The sequence below is a fragment of the Paraburkholderia eburnea genome (assembly GCF_002917095.1).
Lineage (GTDB): Bacteria > Pseudomonadota > Gammaproteobacteria > Burkholderiales > Burkholderiaceae > Paraburkholderia > Paraburkholderia eburnea.
The window spans coordinates 156,894-166,939 of sequence record NZ_PQGA01000005.1; the positions used below are offsets into that span (position 1 = coordinate 156,894).

The following is a 10,046-nucleotide window of genomic DNA, read 5'->3' on the forward strand; positions in this document are numbered from 1 at the left end:
CGCAAGCGACGCGACGACGCCTCACCCTGCGCTGACGAACAACGTCTTGCGCCCGCCATCAGCCCCATCAGCCAATGACTCGTCAAATCAGGGAACTGACATTTGGATAATGAAGGGCATTCAAATGGCAATCGAATGGCGCCCGATTTCTGAATCGTGATGCAATGCACGGGCATTAGTACCCCAATCCGTCTTATTTCTATTTTCGCAATACTGTCTTGCGCGCGACATATTGAACTATGGGTGATTTAGATCACGCACAAAAAAAACGCGGCCCGAGAGCCGCGTAAAAACAGATGAAAAAAGACCACCCTTGGTCAAGGGGCAGACGAATTGTACCGCCGCGCCCGATACCTGTAGATCGCATAATCTGGAACAGTACCTTTCAGAAACCGGCAGAAAAATCCCGTAAAAATCACGTGATCCTTGCAATGCGCGAGCGCATGAGCGCGACCAAGCCGTCGTGCATGCGCAACAAAACGCGGCTTGTCACATTTTGTCGCATCTCTAACGCTTATGAAAAATCCCTTTGTGCGCAAATAGTTACACGCATTAATCGGGTTATTCCAATTTTCAGAAAGTATTGTTGCGTCTAATAAAACGAATCAACTGGATTGCCGGAATACACTCAACTCCGAATCGTCAGACCACGCAAGCCATTGCCTCGCAATCGCATTCCGTGAGATTCCCAAGTACTGTCCGGAGTTAAAAATCATGAAAAAAACCCTTATCCTCGCTGGCGTTCTCGGTGCATTCGCAATGAGCGCACACGCCCAAAGCAGCGTAACCCTGTATGGCTCGCTCGACGCCGGGATTGTCTATGCCAACAATGCCGGTGGCCACAGCCTGTGGGCGCAAGGCAGCGGCGCCCTGTCGAACAACTACTTCGGCCTGAAAGGCGCTGAAGACCTCGGCGGCGGCCTGAAGGCGATCTTCACGTTGGAAAGCGGCTTCAACCTCAATAACGGTGGCTACAAGAACGGCGACTCGGGCTTCAACCGCCAGGCCTATGTCGGCCTGCAGAGCGACCGGTACGGCACCGTCACGCTCGGCCGTCAGTACGACTCGATGAACCAGTACCTCGCACCGCTCTCCGAAGCGGGCGCGGGTTTCGGCAACAACCTCGCGGGCCACCCGTTCGACAACGACAACTTCGCCCAGACGTTCTCGATCAAGAACGCGGTCAAGTATTCCAGCGCGAACTACTCGGGTCTGCAGTTCGGCGGCCTGTACGGCTTCTCGAACCAGGCTGACGGCTTTGCGAACAGCCGCGCCTGGAGCGCGGGCGCGTCGTACAGCAACGGCCCGCTGAACGTTGCGGCCGGCTACCTGCAACTGAACAACTCCGGCACCGTCGGCGGCAACACGAGCGGCGCGGCTTCGGCTGACCAGAACATCTCGGCACGCCAGCAACGTACCTTCGGCGCAGGCGCGAACTACACCTACGGCCCGGCGCAAGTCGGCTTCGTGTGGTCGCACTCGCAGATCGACGGTCTGCAGAGCCTCTCGAGCGGCGGCGCGACACTGGCCGGCGTAAGCGGCCTGAACCTGCACATGGACAACTTCGAACTCAACGGCGCGTACCACCTGACGCCGGCGCTCGCCCTCGTGGGTTCGTACACGTTCACCGACGGCACCGTGACCGGCACGGGCAACGGCGACCAGAGCCCGAAGTGGCACACGGTCATGATCGGCAGCGACTACTCGCTGAGCAAGCGCACCGACGTCTACGTCGCTGGCGTGTACCAGCACGCTTCGGGTTCGCTGGGCGTAAACGGTTCGGGCCAGGCTGTGGCGAACGTCGCGGCAATCAACACGCTGTCGCCGTCGACGACCAACAACCAGATCGCCGCAACGATCGGTCTGCGTCACCGCTTCTAAAACTGCACTCGCGCGCGGCTCATCGCGCGCTTGTGGTCGATATCAACGATATCGACCATGTCGGGCAAGCAGCGCAATCCGCTGTCTTGCCCGACTCCTGCAAAACGCACATGCGGCACGAGCGCATGTGCGTTTTTTTTCGTCATGCGTGGGGACTGCGTCGTTGCGCGTGCTTTCAGTTTCGTATCGGCAACTTTCGCCGCGCGAGCCAATGCGCGTTAGCACTCGCGCAGTTGCATCTTTTTACTTCTCCATGCAACTGACCGGCGAACGCGTGCGTATACTCATAAGCACTCGCAACGCGCCTCGCATTGCGTCCCGCTCCGCATCGGTCACGCCGCTTATGAATACCCTCACGCAACGCCTCATCGCAGCCCTCCCGCTCGCACTCATCGCCGCTTGCGGATCGTCGCCCTCCAGCACCGCCTCGAATGGCGAAACGATGATCTACGCGTCATCGGCGCGCTCGCCTTCGTCGATCGCGAGTTGCCTCGAAGACCGCTTGTCGAGCGTGCACGAAGCGCGCAACGGCAACGCCATGGAACTCTCCGTGGGCTCGCGATCGGAGGCTTCTTACTTCGTCACGCTCACGCCTAATGGCTATGGTTCGGTGATCCGTGTGACACATGGCGCGTCGAGTTCGGATGACCCGCCCGAAGCCGAATTGCGCTTCGATGTAGCGCGTTGCACGACTTAATTTCTCGCGTTGCAACTAACGACAGCGTACGAGAAAGAAACTCGCGTAAAGCCCCTGTCATGATGTCGTCACATCTGCGAAGATTGCGCCCTCTTTCGATTTTGCACAACATCGCTTCATGGCATCTGGGTCCGCACATCACGCCACCGGCTGGGCCGCCGGCGTCATCGCCGCAGCTATCGTTACGCACGCGGGAGCGGATACCCCCTGGCATCTCGCCGCCGCATTGGCCTTCGTTGCAGGTGTTGCAGGCGGCACCGCGCCTGACTGGCTGGAAATCGCCTGGTGGCGCAAGAAGCGCAAGCTCTGGATCACGCATCGCACGCTCACGCATTGGGGCGTGGGTTGGGTAGCGTTGCTGCTGGGCTCGTATCGCGAGCTGGGGCATTGGCTGGCCGCCGCGCCTGCGTTCGGCTTTGCGTGCGGCGGCGTGATGCACCTGCTTGCCGACTGGCCGAACCCGCTTGGCGTGCCGTGGATCGCACGGCGGCATTCACTGAATCTCTGGCGTAGCGGCCGATGCGATCTGATCGTGATCGCGGCTTCGTGGGTCGCAGCGTGGTTCTTCGCGGTACATGGCGTGCCGCATAGCTGGTCGTTCGAGCCGCTGCGCCGGCTCGCTTCTTGATCAGCAATCCGAAATAAATGGATGGAAGCGCAGACGGGGCGACGCATTCCCGCGCCGCCCCGTCCTCGCCCATCTGTTTTTGCCAATCAGTCGAGCGAAAAGTCGATCCCCTGCGCAAGCGGCAGTGCGGACGAGTAATTGACCGTGTTGGTCGCTCGCCTCATATAGCCCTTCCACGCATCCGAACCGGATTCGCGGCCTCCGCCGGTTTCCTTTTCGCCACCGAACGCGCCGCCGATTTCCGCGCCGCTTGGCCCGATATTCACGTTCGCGATGCCGCAATCGCTGCCCGATGCCGACAGGAAACGCTCAGCCTCGCGCAGATCGGTCGTGAATACACAAGACGACAAACCATGCGCGGCCGCATTGTTCGCCGCAACCGCCTCGTCGAAGTCGCGATACTTCATGACGTAGAGAATCGGCGCGAAGGTTTCCTTCAGGACAATTGCGCTCTGGGCCGGCATTTCCACGAGCGCGGGACTCACGTAGTAGCCCTTCGCCAGGCCGGCGACCTGCACGCGCTCGCCGCCCGTGACCGCACCGCCTTCGGCACGTGCCTGCTGCAACGCCGACTGCATGCCTTCGAACGCGTGCGAATCGATGAGCGGACCCATCAGCGTGCCGGCCTCCAAGGGGTTTCCGATCGGAACTTTTGCGTATAGCTGCTTCAATCGTTCGACGGTCGCCTCATACACGCTCTCATGCACGAACAGGCGCCGCAGCGATGTGCAGCGCTGCCCTGCCGTCCCGACCGCGGAAAAGAGAATCGCGCGCAACGCGAGTTCACGATCGGCGCTGGGTGTCACGATGCCCGCGTTGTTGCCGCCGAGTTCAAGGATCGAGCGTCCGAAGCGCTGGGCGACGGCGACGCCGACTGCGCGACCCATTTCCGTGCTGCCGGTCGCGCTCACGATCGCGGCGCGCCGATCGTCCACGAGCTTCGCCCCGACATCGCGTCCACCGATAACAAGCGCAGAGAGGCCTTCAGGCGCATCGCCAAACGCGCGCAGCGCGTCGTCCATGATCTTCTGCACGGCCAGCGCAGTGAGCGGCGTTTTCTCCGACGGCTTCCAGATCACCGCGTTGCCGCAGACCAACGCTAGCGCCGCGTTCCAGGACCACACTGCGACCGGAAAATTGAATGCAGAAATAACGGCGCACACGCCCATCGGGTGCCAGCTTTCCGCCATGCGGTGGCCCGGACGCTCGGATGCGATTGTCAGGCCATAGAGCTGCCGCGAAAGACCGACCGCGAAATCGCAGATATCGATCATCTCCTGCACTTCGCCCAGGCCTTCCTGGAGGATCTTGCCCGCCTCCAGCGAAACCAGACTGCCCAGCGCCTCCTTGCGCGCTCGCAGGCGCTCGCCTAGCAACCGCACGAGTTCGCCGCGGCGCGGCGCAGGCACGTTGCGCCACTGGAGAAATGCCTGGTGTGCACGGGTCAGCGCCGTGTCGACGTCCGCCGCCGACTGGCTTGCCACCCGCCCGATGACTTCGCCGGATATCGGCGATTTCACCTCGATGTCACCCGACCTGGCCTCTTCTGAAATGCCGAGGTCGGCAAGAATGCGTGTTGCGTCCATGACCGGTCCTTTATTTCCGATAAGAAACAAAACTCTGGTGAGCCGACTATACACGGGGGCTGATGGCGCAGCAAGACGGGGAAAGCGCCTGGTGGCCAATGTTTCCTTTAAGAAACAAAGACCTGCGGCGTGGGTTTCCGATAGGAAATAAGCACAGGAAAGCCGCCCGACGGACCCGGGCAGCCTTTACGTATGGCGGAGGAGGTTTCGTGGAGGAAACGCCGAAGGGGGAAACTCCGGCGTTAGGGAGGGCAGCAAACAGCGGTCACGACTCTTGCACGCATTCGGTGCGGCCGACGCTGCGCCCGACGACCAGGCCCGCGTCATAAGCGGATTCGAGTGCGCGGCCGACGTCGTCCGAACTGACCACATGGTAGTCGACGGTTTGCTTGCCGGTCAGTTCGAAGCGCTCAATACCTAGCGTTCGTCGTGAGATGGCCAACAGTAATTCGAGACGTTCGTCGCGCATTTTCTTCTCCTTGCTTGATCTTAATCATCTAAATCAATAGTAAGGACCACCCTACAGTTCGTCACGTGACCCCTCGACGCATATCGAGGCTCTATTCAAATCCTTACTATATTGAAAGACATTTCTGACGACCGCAAAGATCCGCGCCAATCTTTAATCATTGTTAATTTCAACCAAAAAACGCCCGCGTGCGACAAAAAGTACCTGCCCGAGCGCCCAAATCGACGCTTCGATTGCAAACGTTAGCCATTTGGCCGATGTTTCCGAAAGGCGACGCTTTGCTATGATCGGAAACGTGCCAGAACACTCCAGAATGCTTTCTCACGCTTGCCGCCCATGGACACCACGCTCACGCAATCGGCCGCCTCATCGACAGCGGATCTCGGACGCCGCGTCCGCGCCGCGCGCCTCGCCCAGGATCTGACGATCGAGCACGCCAGCCGCGTGTGCGGTGTTTCGCGCTCGACGCTGTCGAAAATCGAAAACGGGCTGATGTCGCCCACCTTCGACGTGCTGCAGAAAATCGTCGCGGGCTTGAAGATCGATCTGGGCGAACTGTTCGGCTCGACGCCGAAGCTGGACTCGGGTGGTCGCAGGGCGCTCACCCGGCGTGGCGCGGGCAAACCGCACGCGTATCGCGGCTACTCGATGGAGTTGCTCGCCACCGAACTCGCTCACAAGGCCATGCTGCCCTTTCTGGTGCGCATCACGGCGCATTCGGCCGACGCGTTCGACGACTGGGGGCGCCACGAAGGCGAGGAATTCATCTACGTGATCAGCGGCAGTGTATGCCTGCATACGGAGCTTTATACGCCTACGCATCTGGAGGCGGGCGACAGCCTGTACTTCGATAGCCGCACCGGCCACTATGCCGTGTCCACCAGCAAGGAGGACGCCGTGGTGCTCTGGATGTCCACCGGCGAAACCGTGCCGGGCGCGCTGGAAGCCGCCGAGGCCACAACGATCGCGCCCGCTGCGACCAGCAAATCGTCGCGTTCCAAAAGGAAACTTTCGACGGCGTGAAGGCGGTCGCGCCACAGACCCACATCACGCCTTGCTTCCGCCGCGCGAACGCCCCTTTTTCACCGTCACAGAAGCCTGCGCTCCGGCCCTCTCGCGCGCCGACTGCCTCACCGCATCCATCAAGGCTCGCCCGGCCGCCGTCGGCTGCGTATCGGTGCGCTGAATCAGGCCGACGGGTTCCTCGCCTCCCGCGCTCGGCAAGGGCAAGCGCACCAGCGTGCCCTCGCGCAGATCGTATTCGACAGCGCCCGACGGCACGAACCAGACTGCGTCGTTCTCGAGCGCCAGTGCTCGCCCGACCGAAACCGACAGCAACTCGACAAACGAGGTAAGTGGCGGCGCGCCCCACGCCGCCAGCAGGCTGTCCGCCGCCTGGCGGATCAGGGTGCCGAAGGGCGGCAGCACCAGCGGAAACCGCGTAGGGAAAGGTGCGAGTGAGCGCGCCGCATCGGGCTCCGCGACAAGCGGATGGCCCTTGCGCACGACCACCGCAAGCGGCTCGTTGTAGAGCTGTTCGAAACTCAGCCCCACCATGCGTTCGGGGTCCGAGAGCCGCCCGAGCGCGAAACTGATCGCGCCCGCCTTCAGCAATTCGAGCAATTCCGCGTTGGCCCCCGTCACCAGCCGCACGCTCACGCGCGGCCAGTCGCCGGTGAAGCCGCGCAGCGCGGAAGGCAGGAGCGCCGTCGCCACCGTCGGCAGCACGCCGATATCGAGCGTCGCCGCCACCGCCCCCTCCTCGCGCGCGAGCAGCGCCACGCCCTGACGCAGCGCGCTCACACACGCGCTCGCATGCGGCATGAAAAGCTGCCCCTCACGCGTGGGCACCGCACCGTGCCGGCCGCGCTCGAACAACTTCACGCCGAGCGCCGCTTCGAGTTCGGCGATCGTCTTGGAAACGGCGGGCTGGGTAATCGACAGGCTCTGCGCTGCCTGCTGCACGCTGCCGAACTGCGCAACGGCAAGAAAACACTGGAGATGGCGAAATTTGACGCGCGAGTCAGCAAGCCGGTTTTGCATAACAATTGGTTATACGAGACACGATAAAACGTCATTTTGCATAACTTTTCGCATTGGATAAAGTGGCTGCGTGCTCGCGATGCGACTGTGCGCCACGCGGCAAAAAACTTCTTCCCACAAATCCTGCCAGGAGACACCCCACCATGGACGAGTCCATCCTGTCGCCGCGCGACTTCGATTCGCATCCGGCGTATGTCTATCCCCCGTATCGCTCCTCGGTCAAACGTGGCCCGACGCTGCCGCTGATTCCGCTGAAGGAAAAGCTGCGCAATCTGCACGCGCCCGTTTATGGCGCGGAAGATCTCGGCGCACTCGATCACGACCTCACGCGCAATGCCGCGCGCAACGGCGAGCCGCTGGGCGAGCGCATCATCGTCACCGGTCGTGTGCTCGACGACGGCGGCAAGCCGGTGCGCAACACGCTCGTGGAAATCTGGCAGGCCAACGCAGCAGGACGCTACGTTCACAAGCAGGATCAGCACGACGCGCCGCTCGATCCGAACTTCCTCGGCGCAGGCCGTTGCGTGACGGATAACGAGGGCCGTTACCGCTTCCTCACGATCAAGCCGGGTGCCTATCCGTGGGGCAATCACCCCAACGCGTGGCGCCCGCAGCACATCCACTTCTCGCTGTTCGGCGATTACTTCGGCTCGCGCCTCGTGACGCAGATGTATTTCCCGGGCGACCCGCTGCTCGCGTTCGATCCGATTTATCAAGGCACGCCCGAGCAGGCGCGCGAGCGCATGATTTCGCGCTTCTCGCTCGATACCACCGAAGACAGCTACGCACTCGGCTACGAATTCGACATCGTGCTGCGCGGCCCGAACCAGACCCCCACGGAGCGTTGATCATGGCACTCAAGGAAACGCCTTCGCAAACCGTCGGCCCGTACTTCGCCTACGGCCTCTGCCCGCAGCAGTACAACTTCGACTTCAAGAGCCTGTTTACGCCCGAACTGGCTGGCTCCCAAACGCCCGGCGAACACATCACGCTGATGGGACACGTGATCGACGGTGACGGCAAGCCCGTGTTCGACGCGATGCTGGAGTTCTCGCAGGTCGACGCGCAAGGTCACTATCCCGGCTCGCGCGCGCAAGTGGCCGAAACGGGCTTTCGCGGCTTCGCGCGCGTGGGCACCGGCACGGATCCGGAGCAGCGCTTCGTCGTGCGCACGGTGAAACCCGGCCGCGAAAACGCTGGCGAAGCGCCGCATATCAATGTGATCGTGATGATGCGCGGCATGCTCACACACACGTTCACGCGCATCTATTTCGACGACGAAGCCGAGGCGAACGCAGCCGATCCGGTGCTCGCCTCGGTGCCCGAAGCGCGCCGCAATACGCTGATCGCGCGCCGCAGCGAGCAGGCCGGCAATATCGTGTATCGCTTCGATATCCGCATGCAGGGCGAAGGCGAAACCGTGTTCTTCGATCTCTGATGCACGGCGCCGCGAGCGCACGGCTCATGACTTTCGCGCGTACTTTCACGCGCCTTTCATGAACCGGCCCTAAGATCGCTATCACTGCGATCTGATCGCGGAACTCCGAGCTGTACCTTGATGAGGCCTGCCATGAGCAGGCTTCTTTTTTTGTGGCGCCGATCGAGTGGAACAAACGAATGACGCCGGCGAATAGCATCTCAGCCGAAAGGCCGCACGCCGATCAGCAGTCCATGCAGCCAGAACGCGAACACGGCCCACGCCACGAGGCCGATGACCACCACCAGTACGTCGTGCGCGACGGTGCCTGATGCGTAGACGACGCCGGCCTCGCGGTCGCGCCTGCGCCCCGCGCGGATTTCGACCAGCGACCAGACGAGAAAAACGAAGAAGAGCAGCATCGCGTGCAGCGTGCCGTTGGCGAGCAGATGCGCGAACGCCCAGAGCGCCACGCCGCTCACGAACGGCTGGCCCAGCGCGCGTTTGATGTGATTGCCGGGCACGTAGGCCGCCGTCATCATCACGAATGCGATGGCGGTGAGCAAGCCGGTGACGTGCGCCATGCCGAACGGCGGCAGCCAGACAGGGACCGGATAGCGGCGCGCGAGGCCATAGCCGATGACGCTCAGCACGATGCCGAGAATCGAGAGCAGCGCGAAGACGCCCCGCCACGCCCGCAAGCCGAAACGCTCGATCTGCGCGGCGCGCCACGGCGCGGCCAGCACACGAATCGAATGCACGCCGATAAATATCACGAGCCCAACGAGCAGTAACGCCATATCCGCCTCCCTGCAGCCGCCAGGCTGCAACGAGCACGATTATGGCGCTTATTCCACAACGCGGGCCCGAGCCTGTTTAATCCGCTTCAGAACAAGCGCGGCACAAACACGGGATGCACGGATGCGAAGCGCCATTGATTAAATGGGCAATATGCGTCGAAAGGTATTTTAAAACACCGCTGAAAAAATATCGGAAGTCAAAATTAGCCAAACGAATGTTCAGCAGTCGTACCGCTTACTCTGAATGGAGCCGCCGTGCGCAACGCGGTGGCCGTTCCGCTAGCAGCGGAAATGCTCGATATCCTGACCCGCATGCTTATAACGCAACAGCCAGCTCGGCATATCGCCTTCTCCATTCCAGGAGTTGCCATATGCGTCGCGGTACTTCGGAAGCCGTTCGCTTTCTGCAATTGATGATTCAAGAACTTCGAGCGTAATGCCGTACTCGTCCATGCGGCGTTTAATCCACAGGATGAGACGTTCGCGCGCCTCACTGTCGAGGTCGAACATCGGTTAATTCCTCTC

General features: G+C 61.5%; 11 protein-coding genes. 6 read left to right on the forward strand and 5 right to left on the reverse strand.

The genetic code is table 11. From position 1 onward, the window contains the following. The first annotated feature begins 714 nt into the window (after window positions 1–714). The 3 genes from B0G62_RS12800 to B0G62_RS12810 all read left to right on the forward strand — a co-directional run bounded on the left by B0G62_RS12800 (window position 715) and on the right by B0G62_RS12810 (window position 3,206). The gene (locus B0G62_RS12800; protein WP_103704558.1) at window positions 715–1,881 is read left to right on the forward strand and encodes a porin; all 1,167 of its coding nucleotides are present in this window, start codon (window positions 715–717) and stop codon (window positions 1,879–1,881) included. 343 nt (window positions 1,882–2,224) lie between these two features. After that, window positions 2,225–2,578 carry a sugar ABC transporter ATPase gene (locus tag B0G62_RS12805; RefSeq protein ID WP_103704559.1) on the forward strand — a complete coding sequence of 118 codons (354 nt, stop codon included), beginning with the start codon at window positions 2,225–2,227 and terminating at the stop codon, window positions 2,576–2,578. A gap of 118 nt (window positions 2,579–2,696) precedes the next feature. Continuing rightward, the gene (locus B0G62_RS12810; protein ID WP_227473429.1) at window positions 2,697–3,206 is read left to right on the forward strand and encodes a metal-dependent hydrolase; all 510 of its coding nucleotides are present in this window, start codon (window positions 2,697–2,699) and stop codon (window positions 3,204–3,206) included. 86 nt (window positions 3,207–3,292) lie between these two features. Here B0G62_RS12810 and amaB read toward each other — a convergent pair whose 3' ends face one another. Together amaB and B0G62_RS12820 are read right to left on the reverse strand one after the other, a co-directional pair. Beyond that, entirely contained in the window at window positions 3,293–4,792 is a 1,500-nt protein-coding gene (gene amaB / locus B0G62_RS12815) for an L-piperidine-6-carboxylate dehydrogenase (RefSeq protein ID WP_103704560.1), read from the reverse strand. 265 nt (window positions 4,793–5,057) lie between these two features. Further along, on the reverse strand, window positions 5,058–5,261 hold the full coding sequence (locus B0G62_RS12820; protein WP_103704561.1) for a DUF6900 domain-containing protein: 204 nt from the start codon (window positions 5,259–5,261) through the stop codon (window positions 5,058–5,060). Between the two features lie 336 nt (window positions 5,262–5,597). Here B0G62_RS12820 and B0G62_RS12825 point away from each other — a divergent pair, with 336 nt between their 5' ends. Continuing rightward, window positions 5,598–6,284, forward strand: coding sequence for a helix-turn-helix domain-containing protein (locus B0G62_RS12825; RefSeq protein ID WP_103704562.1), 687 nt, complete (start codon window positions 5,598–5,600; stop codon window positions 6,282–6,284). Between the two features lie 24 nt (window positions 6,285–6,308). On the opposite strand, the gene pcaQ is transcribed toward B0G62_RS12825, so the two are convergent. Further along, window positions 6,309–7,304, reverse strand: coding sequence for a pca operon transcription factor PcaQ (pcaQ, locus tag B0G62_RS12830; protein WP_103704563.1), 996 nt, complete (start codon window positions 7,302–7,304; stop codon window positions 6,309–6,311). 143 nt (window positions 7,305–7,447) lie between these two features. Between pcaQ and pcaH the strand changes: the two genes are divergently transcribed. Next, complete coding sequence (gene pcaH, locus B0G62_RS12835; RefSeq protein WP_103704564.1) at window positions 7,448–8,152, forward strand: protocatechuate 3,4-dioxygenase subunit beta; 705 nt, start codon at window positions 7,448–7,450, stop codon at window positions 8,150–8,152. Further along, window positions 8,152–8,742: a protocatechuate 3,4-dioxygenase subunit alpha gene (gene pcaG, locus B0G62_RS12840; RefSeq protein WP_103704717.1), complete on the forward strand. Its 591-nt coding sequence runs from the start codon at window positions 8,152–8,154 to the stop codon at window positions 8,740–8,742. Before pcaH ends, pcaG begins: the two co-directional genes overlap by 1 nt. Window positions 8,743–8,942: 200 nt before the next feature. Here the strand turns inward: pcaG and B0G62_RS12845 are convergent, their stop codons facing one another. Beyond that, on the reverse strand, window positions 8,943–9,521 hold the full coding sequence (locus B0G62_RS12845; RefSeq protein WP_103704565.1) for an NnrU family protein: 579 nt from the start codon (window positions 9,519–9,521) through the stop codon (window positions 8,943–8,945). Between the two features lie 279 nt (window positions 9,522–9,800). Then, window positions 9,801–10,031 carry an H-NS family nucleoid-associated regulatory protein gene (locus B0G62_RS12850; RefSeq protein WP_103704566.1) on the reverse strand — a complete coding sequence of 77 codons (231 nt, stop codon included), beginning with the start codon at window positions 10,029–10,031 and terminating at the stop codon, window positions 9,801–9,803. Window positions 10,032–10,046: the final 15 nt, after the last annotated feature.